Origin of the sequence: Parahaliea mediterranea, assembly GCF_003402235.1 — a bacterium.
Taxonomy (GTDB): domain Bacteria; phylum Pseudomonadota; class Gammaproteobacteria; order Pseudomonadales; family Halieaceae; genus Parahaliea; species Parahaliea mediterranea.
The window spans coordinates 1171630-1186294 of record NZ_QEWO01000001.1; the positions used below are offsets into that span (position 1 = coordinate 1171630).

The 14665-nt window shown below is 66.2% G+C and carries 16 protein-coding genes; 9 read left to right on the top strand and 7 right to left on the bottom strand.

Annotated features, from left to right (window positions below; genetic code table 11):
* The first annotated feature begins 7 nt into the window (after window positions 1-7).
* Complete coding sequence (gene dapD / locus DDZ17_RS04950; RefSeq protein WP_116364793.1) at window positions 8-1063, top strand: 2,3,4,5-tetrahydropyridine-2,6-dicarboxylate N-succinyltransferase; 1056 nt, start codon at window positions 8-10, stop codon at window positions 1061-1063.
* A gap of 13 nt (window positions 1064-1076) precedes the next feature.
* Window positions 1077-2216: a succinyl-diaminopimelate desuccinylase gene (dapE, locus tag DDZ17_RS04955; protein ID WP_116364794.1), complete on the top strand. Its 1140-nt coding sequence runs from the start codon at window positions 1077-1079 to the stop codon at window positions 2214-2216.
* Here dapE and DDZ17_RS04960 read toward each other — a convergent pair.
* Genes DDZ17_RS04960 through DDZ17_RS04975 form a run of 4 tightly spaced genes read right to left on the bottom strand, consistent with a single transcriptional unit; the run spans window position 2205 to window position 6018 of the window.
* Window positions 2205-2954: an SDR family NAD(P)-dependent oxidoreductase gene (locus tag DDZ17_RS04960; protein ID WP_116364795.1), complete on the bottom strand. Its 750-nt coding sequence runs from the start codon at window positions 2952-2954 to the stop codon at window positions 2205-2207. The two genes, dapE and DDZ17_RS04960, sit on opposite strands and share 12 nt — an antisense overlap.
* A 32-nt stretch (window positions 2955-2986) precedes the next feature.
* Window positions 2987-3781: a class I SAM-dependent methyltransferase gene (locus DDZ17_RS04965; protein ID WP_116364796.1), complete on the bottom strand. Its 795-nt coding sequence runs from the start codon at window positions 3779-3781 to the stop codon at window positions 2987-2989.
* 4 nt (window positions 3782-3785) lie between these two features.
* On the bottom strand, window positions 3786-4682 hold the full coding sequence (locus DDZ17_RS04970) for a hypothetical protein (protein ID WP_116364797.1): 897 nt from the start codon (window positions 4680-4682) through the stop codon (window positions 3786-3788).
* A 1-nt stretch (window position 4683) separates the two neighbouring features.
* A complete protein-coding gene (locus DDZ17_RS04975) occupies window positions 4684-6018 on the bottom strand; it encodes a hypothetical protein (RefSeq protein ID WP_193940540.1) in 1335 nt (444 codons plus the stop codon).
* 169 nt (window positions 6019-6187) lie between these two features.
* On the opposite strand from DDZ17_RS04975, the gene DDZ17_RS04980 reads away from it, so the two are divergent.
* Together DDZ17_RS04980 and DDZ17_RS04985 are read left to right on the top strand one after the other, a co-directional pair.
* A complete protein-coding gene (locus DDZ17_RS04980; protein ID WP_157976451.1) occupies window positions 6188-6691 on the top strand; it encodes a leucine-rich repeat domain-containing protein in 504 nt (167 codons plus the stop codon).
* A gap of 10 nt (window positions 6692-6701) precedes the next feature.
* A complete protein-coding gene (locus DDZ17_RS04985) occupies window positions 6702-7580 on the top strand; it encodes a lysophospholipid acyltransferase family protein (protein ID WP_116364799.1) in 879 nt (292 codons plus the stop codon).
* 28 nt (window positions 7581-7608) lie between these two features.
* On the opposite strand, the gene DDZ17_RS04990 is transcribed toward DDZ17_RS04985, so the two are convergent.
* From DDZ17_RS04990 to dapA, 3 genes are read right to left on the bottom strand one after another with little or no spacing between them, the layout of a single operon-like run.
* The gene (locus DDZ17_RS04990; RefSeq protein ID WP_116364800.1) at window positions 7609-8367 is read right to left on the bottom strand and encodes an MBL fold metallo-hydrolase; all 759 of its coding nucleotides are present in this window, start codon (window positions 8365-8367) and stop codon (window positions 7609-7611) included.
* Between the two features lie 44 nt (window positions 8368-8411).
* Window positions 8412-9473: an outer membrane protein assembly factor BamC gene (gene bamC / locus DDZ17_RS04995; protein WP_116364801.1), complete on the bottom strand. Its 1062-nt coding sequence runs from the start codon at window positions 9471-9473 to the stop codon at window positions 8412-8414.
* Window positions 9474-10346, bottom strand: coding sequence for a 4-hydroxy-tetrahydrodipicolinate synthase (gene dapA, locus DDZ17_RS05000; protein WP_116364802.1), 873 nt, complete (start codon window positions 10344-10346; stop codon window positions 9474-9476).
* 209 nt (window positions 10347-10555) lie between these two features.
* On the opposite strand from dapA, the gene DDZ17_RS05005 reads away from it, so the two are divergent.
* From DDZ17_RS05005 to DDZ17_RS05025, 5 genes are all read left to right on the top strand, one after another.
* Window positions 10556-11059, top strand: a complete 504-nt coding sequence (locus tag DDZ17_RS05005) for a DUF3806 domain-containing protein (RefSeq protein WP_116364803.1) — start codon at window positions 10556-10558, stop codon at window positions 11057-11059.
* Between the two features lie 114 nt (window positions 11060-11173).
* Window positions 11174-12304 (top strand): MlaE family ABC transporter permease, encoded by a 1131-nt coding sequence (locus DDZ17_RS05010; RefSeq protein WP_116364804.1) that lies wholly within the window; start codon window positions 11174-11176, stop codon window positions 12302-12304.
* Between the two features lies 1 nt (window position 12305).
* Window positions 12306-13079 (top strand): ABC transporter ATP-binding protein, encoded by a 774-nt coding sequence (locus DDZ17_RS05015; RefSeq protein WP_338322791.1) that lies wholly within the window; start codon window positions 12306-12308, stop codon window positions 13077-13079.
* Window positions 13076-14044, top strand: coding sequence for an MlaD family protein (locus tag DDZ17_RS05020; RefSeq protein WP_116364805.1), 969 nt, complete (start codon window positions 13076-13078; stop codon window positions 14042-14044). Before DDZ17_RS05015 ends, DDZ17_RS05020 begins: the two co-directional genes overlap by 4 nt.
* Window positions 14041-14649: a PqiC family protein gene (locus DDZ17_RS05025; RefSeq protein WP_116364806.1), complete on the top strand. Its 609-nt coding sequence runs from the start codon at window positions 14041-14043 to the stop codon at window positions 14647-14649. The genes DDZ17_RS05020 and DDZ17_RS05025 overlap by 4 nt, the downstream gene beginning before the upstream one ends.
* The last annotated feature ends 16 nt before the right edge of the window (window positions 14650-14665 follow it).

Consider the following 14665-nt stretch of genomic DNA (forward strand, 5'->3'; position numbering starts at 1 on the left):
CCGCACCATGACAGATTCGGCTTTCGCCTACGGGCTCGGCATTGGCACCCACAACAGCAAGGGCGAATGGCTGGAGGTTTACTTCCCCCAGCCTCTGCTCAAGCCCTCCGCCGCTCTGGTACAGGCGTTGGACGATAGTGACAACCCTAGTGACAACAAGAGCAACAACCATAGCGACAACCAGAGCACCCTAGACAGCGCCGCCCTGACTACCCTGCAGGAAGCGCTGGCCGCCGCCGGAGAAGCGGAGCAGGCCGCCCTGGCCGGTCAACTGGCACTCAGCCAGCGCCCGGTGGTTGCGGTGGTGCTGCGTGAGGACGCCGCACCAGCCACCGTGCCCGAGGCCTACCTCAAGCTGCACCTGCTGTCGCACCGGCTGGTGAAGCCCCACGGCACCGTGCTCGATGGCATGTTCGGCGTGCTCCCCAATGTGGCCTGGACCAGCGAGGGCGCCATTGCCGTGGACGAGTTACCGGCGCGCCAGCTGGCGGCGCGGCTGCGCGGCGACACCCTGGAGGTGAGCTGCGTGGATAAGTTCCCCAAGATGACCAACTACGTGGTGCCCACCGGTGTGCGCATCGCCCACACCGCGCGCGTGCGCCTGGGCGCCTACCTCGGCGAGGGCACCACCATCATGCACGAGGGCTTCGTCAACTTTAACGCCGGCACCGAAGGCCCGGGCATGATCGAGGGCCGCATCTCCGCCGGCGTGAGCGTGGGCGCGGGCTCCGACCTCGGCGGCGGCTGCTCCACCATGGGCACCCTGTCGGGCGGTGGCAATGTGATCATCTCCGTCGGCAAGGAATGCCTGCTGGGCGCCAATGCCGGCATTGGCATCCCCCTGGGGGATCGCTGCACAGTGGAGGCCGGCCTCTACCTCACCGCCGGCACCAAGGTGCTGATGCTGGACGCCGAGGGCAAGGTGGTGGAAACCGCCAAGGCCCGGGACCTGGCCGGCAAGTCGGACCTGTTGTTCCGTCGCAACTCCACCAACGGCGCGGTGGAATGCCTGACCAACCGCAGCGCCATCGAGCTCAACCACGAGCTGCACGCCCACAACTGAAGCGGATACTGACGTGGAAGCAACCCTGGCCCTGGCCTGTGAACTGATCCGCCGTCCCTCGGTTACCCCCGAGGACGCCGACTGCCAGCAACTGATGAGCGAGCGCCTGACGGCCATCGGCTTTACCTGCACCGACATGCCCTTCGGCGACGTGCGGAATCTGTGGGCCGAGCGCAGCGGGTCAAATGCCGAAGGCCCCATCGTCGTCTTCGCCGGCCACACCGACGTGGTGCCCACCGGCCCCGAGACCCAGTGGCAATCGCCCCCCTTTGAGCCGACCCTGCGCGACGGCCTGCTCTACGGGCGTGGCGCGGCCGACATGAAAGGCAGCCTGGCGGCCATGGTGGTTGCCTGCGAAGCCTTTGTCGCCGCCCACCCCGATCACCAGGGCCGCATTGGCTTTCTCATCACCTCCGACGAAGAAGGCCCCGCGGTCAACGGCACAGTAAAGGTGATGGAGGCCCTCGGCGCCCAGGGCAAGGCCATCGACTGGTGCATCGTGGGCGAGCCCTCCAGCACCAGCGAACTGGGCGACGTGGTCAAGAACGGCCGCCGCGGCTCCCTCGGCGCCACCCTCACGGTCAAAGGCGTGCAGGGCCATATCGCCTACCCCCACCTGGCGGACAACCCGATTCACCGGGCGCTGCCGGCACTGGATGCCCTGGCCCGGGAGGTGTGGGACGAGGGCAACGACTTCTTCCCCGCCACCAGCTTCCAGATCTCCAACATCAACGGCGGCACCGGGGCCACCAATGTCATCCCCGGTGAAGTGACGGTGCTGTTTAACTTCCGTTTCTCCACGGAAGTCACCGACACCGAGCTGCGCCAACGCACCGAGGCCATCCTCGACGCCCACGGCCTGGACTATGACATCGACTGGAACCTGAGCGGCCAGGCCTTTCTCACCCCCAGCGGCGCACTGGTGGAAGCCGCTGTAGAGAGCATCCGTGAGGTAGCCGGCATCGATACCCAGTTGTCCACCGCCGGCGGCACCTCCGACGGGCGTTTTATCGCCCCCACCGGCGCCCAGGTGCTGGAGCTGGGGCCAGTGAACGCCACCATCCACAAAATTGACGAGTGCGTGCGCGCCGACGACCTGCCCCGGCTGGCGGCCATGTACCGGGGCATTCTCGAGCGGCTGCTACTTAACTGAGTCCAGCTGCTGCGCCAGGGCACTGCGCACTAGGTTCACGTTCATCTCGCCGGGCACCACCACCACCTCGCCGCCGTCCAGGCGGTCGAGGCTGATATCCACCACCTCTTCCACCGTCATCCACATATCCTCGGGAAAGCGCGACTTGTCGAAGCCGGCAAAATGTTCAGTGTGGTGGATTTCGGTGTGGGTGAAGCCCGGGCACAGGCACTGCACGCGAATGCCCTGCCCCGCCACTTCTTCCTGCAAGGAGCGGGAAAAACTGGCCAGAAAGGCCTTGCAGGCGCCGTACACCGCCGTGTTACGCATGGGCAGCAGCCCGCCAATGGAGGCCACGTTGATGACGTTGCCCTGTCCCGCTTCCTGCATGAAGGGCAGCGCCGCCCGGCACAGCTGCACACTGGCGTCCACGTGTACCCGAATCATGGCCATCTCGTCCTCGATGGCCACGCTGGCAAAAGGCCCCAGGGTGCTGAACCCGGCATTGTTGATCAGGTAGTTCACCGGCCCCTTCTGGCGCAGGGCCTCGATGGTGCGGGCCACCCCCTCCACGCTCGCAAGGTCGGCAACCACCGGGACAATCTCGCACTGGTCAGCCAGTTCCCCGGCCAGCGCTTGCAGCCGTTCGGCGCGGCGCGCCACGGCGATGATGCGATCGCAGCGGTTTGCCAGTACCCGGCAGTACTGTTCGCCAATGCCCGAAGAGGCGCCAGTCACCAGCGCGCAGTTGTTGTCCATGGTGATAATCCCAAGCGGTGAAAACGCCCAGCTTACCCGTTGGCGCCGAGGGCTGCGAGCACATGCACGTCAAAGCGCACGGCTTTGCCACGAATCTGGTGTGACGGCTTGCCCCCGGCCAGCGGCGGTGCCTTGAGTGGGCGCTTGACCGCTACCCGCGCCACCGGCTGGGCCAGAGCCCATTGCAACAACGCCTCGCTGTCGGTCTCGTCCTCGGGTATGCCAATCAGGCGCTGGAACAGGGCCATGTCCTTCTTCACCGCGGCGCTTTTGCCGCGATGGGGAAACATCGGGTCGAGGTAGATCACGTCGATTCCCGCCAGCGACGACGCCGGCAATTGCCGCGCATCGCCGGGGGCCAGTTGCATGCGCTGTGCGGTAGCACACAGCCAGTCGTCGTCGCTGCCCCTGGCCTGCGCCAGCGCCGACCCCAGCAGCGCCGCCACCACCGGCTGGCGCTCGCACAGCAATACCTCGCACCCCAGATCCGCCAGCACAAAGCTGTCGCGGCCCAGGCCGGCGGTGGCATCGAGCACCCGAAGCGGCGACTTGCGCCCCACCCCCAGAGCCTTGCCGAGCAGTTCGTTGTGGCCGCCGCGACGGCGCTGGCGCATGCGCCCGCCGCCAAAATCGACACTCACCGGCCCCGGCGCCGCCGGGCCGCCCTGCACCAGGGCCAGCCGGCCCTGATCCAAGCGCAGCAGCAGGTCCGCCGCCAGGGCGTCGGTGGATTCAAGCAGGGGCAGGCCCAGTTCGGCGGCCACCTGCGCCAGGTGCTGGCGGTCGTCGTCGCTGTCGCAAACAACCGCAAGGCGCGGCGTGCTCACCGGCTCAGCCCTTGTTGCCGCGCGCCTGGCGTGACTCCAGACGGGCGTAATTGGCGGCGATGGCATCCATGTAGGGGTTGGTGCCGCCGAAGTGTTGCGCGGCGTAGTGGTAGGCGCCGTGAAACCCATCTTCCAGGCGCTCGCGAATCACCCAGCGCATGAAGGCCGGGGTGGAATCCAGCAGGTCGTCCGGGGTGCGGTAGGTGGCGCCCAGATAGCCCTCCGCCTGCACGCCAGCCAGCCCGCCTTCAACAAACTCCGCAAACAGCCGGTCGCGGCACTTCTCCACGTAGTTGACGTCGGCCAGCTGGGCGATGAGATCGGCAGTGCCCAGCAATTCTCCCAGCCGCCGCTCGCCCCCGGCCTGGGCTGGCATCTGGTCAGGCGCGCGTGAGCAATTGGTGAACTGCACCGCCCGCGCCGCCGGTTCCGCCAAATGCCCCAGCCCCACGGTGGGCAGGTACTCCTTCAGCCAGCGGGCGCTGCGGTTGACGTGCACCCGGGTGTAGGCCGCGCCGTTGCGATGGCGGGTATCGCGGGTGCGGCGGATGTAGCCCGCATCGTGAAACAGCGCGGCACACAGCCCGGCCAGCGCCAGGTCGGCGCCCAGGCGCTCGTGCTCGGCAACGCTCTGCTCGTGGCCGTCGATCAGCCGCACCATGGCCAGGGTGACATCCAGCACATGCTGGATGTCGTGATAACCCACGTCGCAGGCGCGAAAGCCGGGGTAATCCCCGCGATAGAGGCGCACAAAATCTCCCACCAGTGCTTGGATGGTGGCCTGTGCAAGCTGCGGAAAACGCTGGCCGAACAGGCGGCAAATCTCGCCCGCTACGGCATCGGGATCCGTCACATCCACGGTGGCAGTCACGTCCAGATGCGCGGCCCGACGTTTTGCCATGCTAGTCGTTTGGCCTCGTGTCCCTCGGCAGGCTGCGCAGCAGGCTGGCGAGGTCTTCAATGGATTGGTCAACCGATGCCGCGGGCTGGCGCCGGGCCTCGGTCAGTTCCTCGCCGGGGCCATCTTCCAGGGCTAGGTTGTCCCCGGCCAGGCCCAGTTGCAGTTCGCCATCGGCAAACTCGATATTCAATTCCAGGTTGTAGGCGGTGCGCGACAGGCCGTGTTTGTCGGTCACACGGAAGCGGCGCGCGGCGCGGCGCTCGCCCGCCTCGCCCTCGCCGGTCAGCGCGCAGCGCATGCTGACAATGGATTTGCCGGACAGCTGGATACCCTCCACGGTGGCCAGGGCCTGGCTGCAGTGTTTGACAAAGGCCGGTGCCTGCACCGGCTCCACACGGCCATCCTCGCGCTGCACCTGGGCGCTGAAGTTGCCCACCAGCACCTGGTGCGGCCGGGCCAGGTCCACCATGCGTGCGAGGTCGATAGTGACATCGCCCACGATGTAGCTGAACACCGTGGGGTTCACGCCCTCGGCCTGGTACAGCTCGTAGTGGCTACCGGCATGGTAGGCGCAGCGAATCACCGGCACCGTGTTACCACGCGACGCGGCCCGGGCCACGGCGTTGTCGGCCACCACCAGCAGCAGGAAGGTGAACAGGTCCTGGCTGGCGTGCAGGCCGGTGTCGCGGTTCCACACGTAGTAGCCGTCACCGGTGGTGGTGCGGGCAAAGTTGATGTCCACGCCCTTGCCCTGCAGCTTGTTGTAGGCCGAGTTCATGGAGTAGGAAAGGCTGTTGAGCTGACTGGCCTGTTCAAAGGGCGTGAACAGGGAGAACTCGGCAATATCGAACAGCAGCACACCGCGGCAGTCCACGTAGCTGATGCCATAGCGCTTGATCAGCTGCTCCACCGCATCCTGCACCGCAGGTTCCTCCGTCAGGGCGGTGTCGAGCTTGATGAAGCTGGGGGCCACGTCCAGCCGTTCGGCAATGGCGAACAGTTCTTCGCGGTTTTTACGCCGGTTGCCGGAAATCAGCTGGCGCACAAAGTGTTCGTTGTCGCTGCCGTCGTCGCCGGGGTGGGCGCAGTAGTTGCCAAGGAAGTAATGAGGAACAAACAGCACCAGCAGGCCGCGCTCGTCGGCACTCCAGCACAGGACGATGTTCTGCCCCAGTCGCCATTGCTTGCGCAGGGTGGATTCCAGTGATTTGAGGTTGCCGCGCTGAACCAGGCTGATGACGGGCGGGCCGTCCTTCCGCGGCGCGTCGCTTGCCCTGGGTTTTGCAGGTTGCTCGTCCATGGGGTGCTCGTAATTGGCCGTCTGAAGAGCTAGCATTATATTACCCGGCCGGCGGCGGCGTCACGGCGGCGACTGGCCATAGCGGCCCGCCACTGCTGCGATGCGCCTGACCATGCCAGGTGGCATTCATCCCGGTGCCACGTGCAAAGCGGTTAATACGTGCAAGGCTGTCAATGCTTGCAAGGCTTTTAATAAGAGTATCCTCATGCGACACCCCATCCCTGGCGTTCTGGTATTGCTTCTGTCCTGTCTGCTCGGCGCCTGCCAGCAGTACGACGTCACCGTCAACGAGCGTCGGGTGTACACACCCCTGCCCCTGTTCACTGATTTCAGCGCCGCCGATCCGTCACTGCAACGCTGCCTTGAGAGCACCATCAACAGCCATAAAATTTCCAGCGCCAGCCAGCTACAGGAGCTGTCCTGCCGCAGCGCGGGCATCCGCAGCCTCGACGGGCTGGCCACCTTCAGCAGCCTGCGCAGCCTGGACCTCAGCGGCAACCAGATCGACAACATTGCGCCGCTGGCCGAGGTGTTCAACCTGGAGTCGGTCTATCTCTCCGACAACCAGATTGTCGACCCGCTGCCGCTGGCCGAACTGCAGGCCCTCAACAGCGTTGACCTGGCCGGCAACCGCAGCCTGCGCTGCCCGGATCGGCAGGCCCTGTTGCGGGTGAGCCACCTGCGCCTGCCGGTACACTGCGACAACTAGCGCGCCGAACGTGTTCTACCGCGCTGTTGCCTACCTGCCCTTTCCGCTGCTGTACGCGCTGGCCTGGCTGGCATACCTGATCCTCTATTACCTCGCAGGCTATCGCAAAGCGGTCGTCTATCAGAACCTGCGGCACGCCTTTCCGGAGAAAAACGCGAGAGAAATCACAGTTCTGGCAAAAAAGTTCTACCGGCAACTGAGCCAGGTGGCACTGGAGATCGTAAAGGCCAGGCGCATGCAGCCGCAGGACTTCAAACAGCGGGTGACGCTGAACAATCCCGAACTGCTGCTGGCAAAAAGCGAGGGCCGCAGCCGCTCGGTGATTGTGCTTACCATTCACCAGGGCAACTGGGAGTGGATGCTGCACGGCGCCACCACGGCCCTGGGCATTCCCATCGACCCGGTTTACAAACCGCTGCACAACAAGACCGTGGACGAGCTGATCTACGGCATCCGCAGCCAGTTCGGCTCGCGGCCGCTGGCCATGGATGAGTCCACCCGGGATATTCTGCGCCGGCGCAAGGAGTTCCGCGTGTTTGTAATGGTGGCCGACCAATCGCCCATTCGCAGCGAGCGCAGCTACTGGACCACCTTCCTCAACCGCGAGGCGGCCTTTTACCAGGGCGCCGAGAGCCTGGCGCAGCTCACCGGCTTCCCTGTGCTGTTCGCCCAGTGCCGGCGCCAGCGCCCGGGGCACTATGCCATCACCTTCCACGAGGTGGGCGATCCGCCCTACGACAAGGGCAGCCACACCATCATCGACCGCTACGTGGCGCTGGCCGAGCAGGCCATTCGCGAGGAGCCCGAGAGCTGGCTGTGGAGCAACCGCCGCTGGAAGCGCGACCGCCAGCAGGAAGAAGCCGCCAGCCCGGCGGGCAATGCCCGCTAGCCGGCTTCAGACGATGGCAGCGCTAACGCTATAGCTCCAGCCAGCCGAAGCCGCCCTGCTGGTCTGCCCACACCACACGCTCGTCCAGTTCGCCGTACACCTCCGCCAGCGCCGCCGCGGCGCGATCACGGCAATTGTTGTTCTCGCTGATGTGAGCCACCACCAGGTAGCGCAGGGCGGCGTGTCCAATCTCGCCCAGCAGGGCCGCCGCCTGGCGGTTGTTGAGGTGGCCCCAGTCGCCGGCCACGCGCCGCTTGAGCGAGGGCGGATAACTGCCCGCCTGCAGCAACTCCAGGTCGTGGTTGAACTCCAGCACCAGGCCGTCGCAGCCGCGGTAGTGGCGCACCACATGGGGCGTGATGCTGCCGAGGTCGGTCAGCACGCCGAGCGAGCGGCCAGCGTGGGAGAAACGGTACTGGCAGGGTTCACGCGCATCGTGGGGCACCGCCACCGGCTGCACGTCGATCACCCCGACCCGGAACGCGGCCTCGCTGTGAATGCAGCGGGTTTCAAAGCAGTCCTCCAGGCGGCCGCTGCCCAGGGTGCCGTGGGTGAGATAGACGGGAATGCGGTGGCGGCGCGACAGGCGGGCAACACCCGCGCTGTGGTCGCTGTGCTCGTGGGTAACCAGAATGGCGTCGATATCGCCGGCACTCACTCCGAGGCGGGCCAGGCGGCGTTCGGTTTCGCGCACCGAGAAACCGCAGTCCACCAGCAGCAGGGTGTCGGCAACGGACACCAGGGTCGCATTGCCCTTGCTGCCGCTGCCGATGGAGGCGAATCGCATCAGGAGCTTCTCACACTGCTTGAGCGCCCTGGGCGGCAGGCGCCCTAGCTGATGTTACCTTTGAGGATGGCCAGCAGGGCCTGTTCCTGGCGCTTGTCGTAGGCGTCCGCATCACCCTGGGGAACCAGGCGAATGTTGACCGCGTTGTCGCCATCCTGCGCCACCCGCACTTCAAAGGGCTGCCCCGCCAGGGGGTGTTCTTCGTCGCCAAACAGCCAGTCGAACCAGCCGTCTTCCTCTTCGCCCTGGGGGCCGAGGAAGGTGACGTAGTAGGTGCCGGCGCTGCGGTCGCGGTCGGTGATCTCGAAGCTGGAATCCTCCAGTGCCTTGGCCAGCGAGGCCCAGGCGCGGTCGAAGGGCAGGCCCACGTGAATGTAGGTGTAACCTTCTGGCGATTCCTGCAGGGCGATTTTGCCGGAGGCGCTCATGGCCTGGTCGGCGATCATCGACACCGGGGCGGAATCCGCGCTGTTGGCGATGTACTGGGCCACGGCCTTGAGCATCTCGCGCTCCTGGGGCACGTTGTCGGACACCTCCGGCCAGGCATTGTCGGCCGGGGCGGCGCCGCGCTGGTTCATCTGCTTCACGTGCAGCTCGCTGGTGCCGCGCTGCACGCCCTGCTCAATGCGATAGCGAAAGCGCGAGGGCACCGGCTGGCCTTCCAGCTCCACCCAGATGCTCTCCATGATCCCGGCGCGGGCATCCATGCGCCCCACCTGAATGCCGGCGGCGGACAGGAAGCCGCGCACCTGGGGCCAGAGCTGCCCCGGGGGAATGGCAATCAGGGCCCAGCTGTTATCGCCAAGGGACTGGATGCGCACCACTTCATCGGCGGCGCCGGCCACCAGCGGCGTTGGCCGGGGCACTTCAAATTCCCCCGCCAGCACCAGTTCTTCGTTCACCGGCGGAATGGGGTAGATTTCCTCCATGCCGCCCGCCTCGCGCCCCTCGGGGACGCGAATTTGCGGCGTTTCCCGCGCCTGCTTGTAGTCCTCGGACTTGTCGCGGAAGGGGCCGCCGTCACCGAACAGGTAGCTACAGCCGGCGCTCGCCAGCAGCGCGGCGCACAGGCCGGCCTTCGCTGTTATGGTCAGGAACTTGCTCATTCAGACTCCCGCGGTTTCCAGGGCAGCCAGCACCTGGGCGTGGTACTGGGCATCGAGTTCGGTCAACGGCAGGCGAATGCCGCGTTGGATCAGGCCGCGCTGCTGCAGGGCCCACTTGACCGGGATGGGGTTGGCCTCCAGGAACAGGGCCGCGTTCAGGGCGGCCAGCCTGGCATCTTCGGCGGCCGCCGCCGCGCGCTCGCCAGCCAGAGCCAGGCGGCACAGGTCGGCGGCAATTTTGGGCGCCACGTTGGCGGTCACCGAGATATTGCCGTGGCCGCCGCCGAGAATGAATTCCAGCGCGGTGGGGTCGTCCCCCGAATACAGGGCAAAATCCGCCGGGCAGCGGGCCTTGAGGTCGGGCAGGCGCTCCAGGTCGCCGGTGGCGTCCTTGAGGCCAATCACGTTGTCGAGCCCGGCCAGTTCCACTACCACGTCGTTGTGCATGTCCACCGCGGTGCGCCCGGGCACGTTGTAAAGGATCTGCGGCACCTTCACCGCGCCGGCAATGGCACTGAAGTGCTGCAGCAGGCCGCGCTGGGTGGGGCGGTTGTAGTAGGGCGTCACCAGCAGGCAGGCATCGGCGCCGTTGTCCGCGGCGGCGGCGGTCAGCTCAATGGCCTCGCGGGTGGAGTTGGCGCCGGTGCCGGCGATGATCGGAATGCGCCCTTTGACGTAATCCACACAGTAGCGGATCACCTCGCAGTGCTCCGGCACGCTCAGGGTGGCGCTCTCGCCGGTGGTGCCCACCGCGCCAATGGCGCTGGTGCGAGCCTCTATATGCAGGTCGAGCAGTCGCGCCAAACCCTCCCAGTCCAGGCTGCCGTCGGGCTGCATCGGGGTGACCAGGGCGACAATACTGCCGGTTATCATGCGTGCTCTCCAGATCTGCGGGTTTGGCCCCGGTGCTGGCGGGGGCCGGCCGGGGCTGGCCTGGCGCCGAGGGCACCGGGCGGGCAGTGCCGGCGGGAAAGTGGGCAATTATCCATGTAGGGGGCCGGATGACAACCTGATTACGCTAAACTGAAAGAACATCCCGGGTATGCGACCCTACCCGGACAGGCAAGCAAGAGGAGGACATTATGACACTCGCGCGAATCGCGCTGCCAGTACTGCTCGCCGGGCTGCTGGCCTGCGCCGCCGCCCTGGCCCAGGAGCCGCCCCGCATCGATGACCTCTCCTTCCTCGACCGCCAGTTCATGACACAGCAGCGCAAGAACCTGGAAGACCTGGCCCGCCGCCACTACGGCCAAGGCTTCAGTGGCCAGCGGGCGCAGGATTTAACCCTGCTGCAACGGCTGCTGGACGACCGCGTGGTTGGCACCGACGACACCGCCAACCTGCAGGCCATGGGGCTGGTGATGGGCGACCTGCTGGCCAATGAGCTGGACATGCACTGGGTCATCTATGAAGACAACCTTGGCCGCAGCCGTGCCCTGCGCTACCGCGACAGCGACAATTACCTGTTCCCGATGACCATGGTGTCGCGGCGCCGGGAAGCCGGCAACCAGCTGCCGGTGGCGGATATCTACCAAAAGGCCTACGACATCATCGACCCGCTGCGGGAGGAACTGCCCTTCCGCTAGGGCGCTTTTGCGAAAGCACTTTCCCCAAGGCCCTTCCGCCAGAACCGGGCGGCAGTTGCCAGTGCCGCGCGCCAGCCAGTAGACTGGCCGCTTCCAGTGAGTCACAGCGACGGCATGAATTCCACAGCGCCCGCGTATGAGTTGATCGAAGACGCTCCCCATGCCCTCCGGCTGGCCCTCACGGGCGACTGGGTTCAGGCACAGGCCATTCCCGACTTTCCCACCCTGCGCAGCGAACTGCTGGCCTGCTCGCCGGAAGCGCTGACGGTGGATGGCAGCGGCCTGGGGGACTGGGATTCGCTGCTGATGGCCTTTTTGCTGCAGTGCCACAGCCTGTGCAGCGCCGAGCACATTCCCTTCAACGCCGAACACCTGCCGGGCAGCGCCAACCGCCTGCTGGAGGTGGCCACCGCGGTGCCGCCCCACCAGCGCCCGCAGGAGGCGCGCGCCCCGCTGCTGGAACGCCTCAACCCGGTCAAGGCGCTAAGAGCCCTGTGGCGCGACCTGCGCGAATCCATCGCCTTTCTCGGTGACCTGGGGATTGGCCTGGCCCGCCTGGTCACCGGGCGGGCCAACACCCGCTTCAGCGACTTCCGCCACTTCTGCTACCAGGCCGGCCCCAACGCCTTCGGCATCATCAGCCTCACCAGCATCCTGGTGGGCATGATCCTGGCCTACCTGGGCGCGGTGCAGTTGAAGCTGCTGGGGGCGGAAATCTACGTGGCCGACCTGGTGCTGATCGGCATGCTGCGGGAGATGGGCGTGCTGATGACCGCCGTGGTCATGGCCGGGCGCACCGGCGCCGCCTACGCCGCCCAGCTCGGCACCATGCAGACCAACGAAGAGATCGACGCCATTACCACCATGGGCGTGTCGCCGGTGGAATTCCTGGTGCTGCCACGGGTGCTGGCCCTGCTGGTGATGCTGCCGCTGCTGACCATCTACGCCGACCTGCTGGGTGTGCTGGGCGGGGCCATTGTGGCGGGCGGCATGGGCATTACCATGCTGCAGTATGTCTCCCAGATACAGGACGCCATCTCCCTCACCCACCTGCTGGTGGGGCTGTCCAAGAGCGTGGTGTTCGCCATTCTGATCGCCGTGGCGGGCTGCCGCTCCGGCATGCAGTCCGGGCGCGGCTCGGCGGCGGTGGGCAACGCCGCCACCGACGCGGTGGTAACGGCCATCGTCTACCTGATCGTGGCCGATGCGGCGATGAACATCTTCTACCAGCAGGTGGGTATCTGAGGTGAGCGAACAGGCCCACATCAGCATCCGCGGGGTCACCATGGCCTACGGCGCGCGACTGATCCAGCGCGACCTGAACTTCGACGTCAATCGCGGCGATATCTTTGTGATCATGGGCGGGTCGGGCTGCGGCAAAAGCACCCTGCTCAAGCACATGCTGGGGCTGATCCAGCCCGCCGCCGGCGACATCCTGTTCAACGGCCAAAGCTTCACCCGCGCCAACCCCGCCGCCCGCGACGCCATGCGCCGCAGCTGGGGCATCACCTACCAGTCCGGCGGGCTGTTCAGCGCCATGACCGTGGGCGAGAACGTCACCCTGCCGATGCAGCTCTACACCAACTACAGCGAGGCGGAAATCCGCGAGGTGGTGGACTACAAGCTGGCCCTGGTGGGGCTGTCCGGCTACCAGGGCTACTACCCGTCGGAGATCAGCGGCGGCATGCGCAAGCGGGCCGCCCTGGCGCGGGCCATCGCCCTGGACCCGGAAATCCTGTTCTTTGATGAACCCTCGGCGGGCCTGGACCCGATCAGCTCCAGCCTGCTGGACGAACTGATCGTCCAGCTCAAGGAATCCATCGGCGCCACCGTGGTGATGGTGACGCACGAACTGCCCAGCATTTTCAGTATCGCCAGCAATTCCGTGTACCTGGACGCCAACAGCAAAACCATGATCGCCTACGGCAACCCGCGCGAACTGCGCGACCACAGTGACCAGCCCGTTGTGCGACAATTTCTGGCCAGAGAGGCCAGCGCAGCGGCGGAGAACGCGCAATGAGTGAAAACAGCCACAGTGTCGCCATCGGCGCCTTTATCCTCGGGGCGCTGCTGATTGCCGTCACCACGGCCATTTTTATCCTGGGCAACGGTATCGGCAGCGGCCAGGAACGGGTGGTGATGGTGTTCGACGGCTCGGTCAAGGGCCTGTCGGTGGGCGCCCCGGTGGCCCTGCGCGGCGTGCAGATTGGCCAGGTGACCGACATCAACCTGATCCTGGACAGCGACAACGACGAGCTGATCATGCTGGTGGAGGCGGTGCTGGATGCCGACAACGTGCAAAAGCGCGGCTCCAACCCCCAGGAGCTGACCGAAATGCTGATTGAGCGCGGCATGCGCGCCCAGCTCAATACCCAGAGCCTGCTCACCGGCCTGCTGTACGTGCAGCTGGATTTTCACCCCGACACCGCCATCGAGCTGCCGGAGATAGACTCGCCCCACCTGCAGATTCCCACCATTCCCACCAACCTGGAAAAACTCAGCCGGCAGATTGACGACATTGATTTCGCCCAGGTGGCATCCGATCTCACCGCCATCGCCACCGGGCTCAAGTCGGTGATCACCGACGAAAAGTTCCAGAGCCTGCCGGGGCAGGTCAACGCCACCTTCCTGTCGATCACCGAACTCAGCGAGGACATCCGCCAGACCCTGGGGCGTATCGAACCCAACATCAACCAGTTGCTGGCCAGCGCCAACAGCACCCTGGTGACCGTGGACGACAACCTGCCGCGGCTGGTGACCCTGGTGGAAGAGAAACTGGACGTGGTGGAAGCCTCGCTGCAGAACTTTGACCGCACCCTCAAGGGCGTGGACAACCTGATCGCCGAGGACTCCCCCACCACCTACGAACTGAACCGGGCCCTGACCGAGCTGGCCGAGGCCGGCCGCGCCCTGCAACTGCTGGCCAAGACACTCGAAGAACAACCCGAAGCGCTGCTGCGCGGCAAGAACGAGGACGCCCCATGACCGCTGCCAAACCCCACCTGCTGGGCGCGCTACTGTTGTCGCTGCTGCTGAGCGCCTGCGGCAGCACCCCCCAGAGCGACTACTACCGGCTCAGCGCCACAGGCACGGGCGGCAGCGCCGATGCGCCGTCGCTGGGCATTGGCCCGGTGACCATTCCGGAGTATCTGGATCGCAACAGCCTGGTGTTTGCCCGGGGCGACAACCAGCTGCGCATTGCCAGCTACCAGCGCTGGGCCGAGCCCCTGGGTGAAGGTGTTACCCGGGTGCTGGGCCTCAACCTGGCCAGCGCCCTGGACACCCAGAACGTGCGCCCCTTCCCCTGGGCTGCCAGCGATCGGCCCGCCTACGCCGTGCAGGTGTGGCTGCTGGCGCTGGATGCCAGCGCCGAGCGCACCACCCTGGTGGCCGAATGGCGCCTGCACGACCCGGCCCGGCAGCGGGAAATTGTGCGCCGCATGGGGCGCTATGAAGACAGCGGCAGCGACGACGGCGCCACCCTGGCGGCCACCTACAGCCGCCTGCTGCAACGCCTGAGCGACGACATCGCCGCCGCCGTGCGCGCAGACACCGCTGCTGCGCACAGCGGCGAAACAGCCGCCCGGTAAGACCGGGCGGCATCTG

Bases quoted from the DNA above. Each gene is read 5' to 3' on its own strand.
- dapD (WP_116364793.1), top strand. From the start codon at position 8: ATGACAGATTCGGCTTTCGCCTACGGGCTCGGCATTGGCACCCACAAC.
- DDZ17_RS04960 (WP_116364795.1), bottom strand. From the start codon at position 2,954: ATGGACAACAACTGCGCGCTGGTGACTGGCGCCTCTTCGGGCATTGGC.
- DDZ17_RS04970 (WP_116364797.1), bottom strand. From the start codon at position 4,682: ATGGCAAAACGTCGGGCCGCGCATCTGGACGTGACTGCCACCGTGGAT.
- DDZ17_RS04975 (WP_193940540.1), bottom strand. From the start codon at position 6,018: ATGCTAGCTCTTCAGACGGCCAATTACGAGCACCCCATGGACGAGCAA.
- DDZ17_RS04980 (WP_157976451.1), top strand. From the start codon at position 6,188: ATGCGACACCCCATCCCTGGCGTTCTGGTATTGCTTCTGTCCTGTCTG.
- DDZ17_RS04990 (WP_116364800.1), bottom strand. From the start codon at position 8,367: ATGCGATTCGCCTCCATCGGCAGCGGCAGCAAGGGCAATGCGACCCTG.
- bamC (WP_116364801.1), bottom strand. From the start codon at position 9,473: ATGAGCAAGTTCCTGACCATAACAGCGAAGGCCGGCCTGTGCGCCGCG.
- dapA (WP_116364802.1), bottom strand. From the start codon at position 10,346: ATGATAACCGGCAGTATTGTCGCCCTGGTCACCCCGATGCAGCCCGAC.
- DDZ17_RS05005 (WP_116364803.1), top strand. From the start codon at position 10,556: ATGACACTCGCGCGAATCGCGCTGCCAGTACTGCTCGCCGGGCTGCTG.
- DDZ17_RS05010 (WP_116364804.1), top strand. From the start codon at position 11,174: ATGAATTCCACAGCGCCCGCGTATGAGTTGATCGAAGACGCTCCCCAT.
- DDZ17_RS05020 (WP_116364805.1), top strand. From the start codon at position 13,076: ATGAGTGAAAACAGCCACAGTGTCGCCATCGGCGCCTTTATCCTCGGG.
- DDZ17_RS05025 (WP_116364806.1), top strand. From the start codon at position 14,041: ATGACCGCTGCCAAACCCCACCTGCTGGGCGCGCTACTGTTGTCGCTG.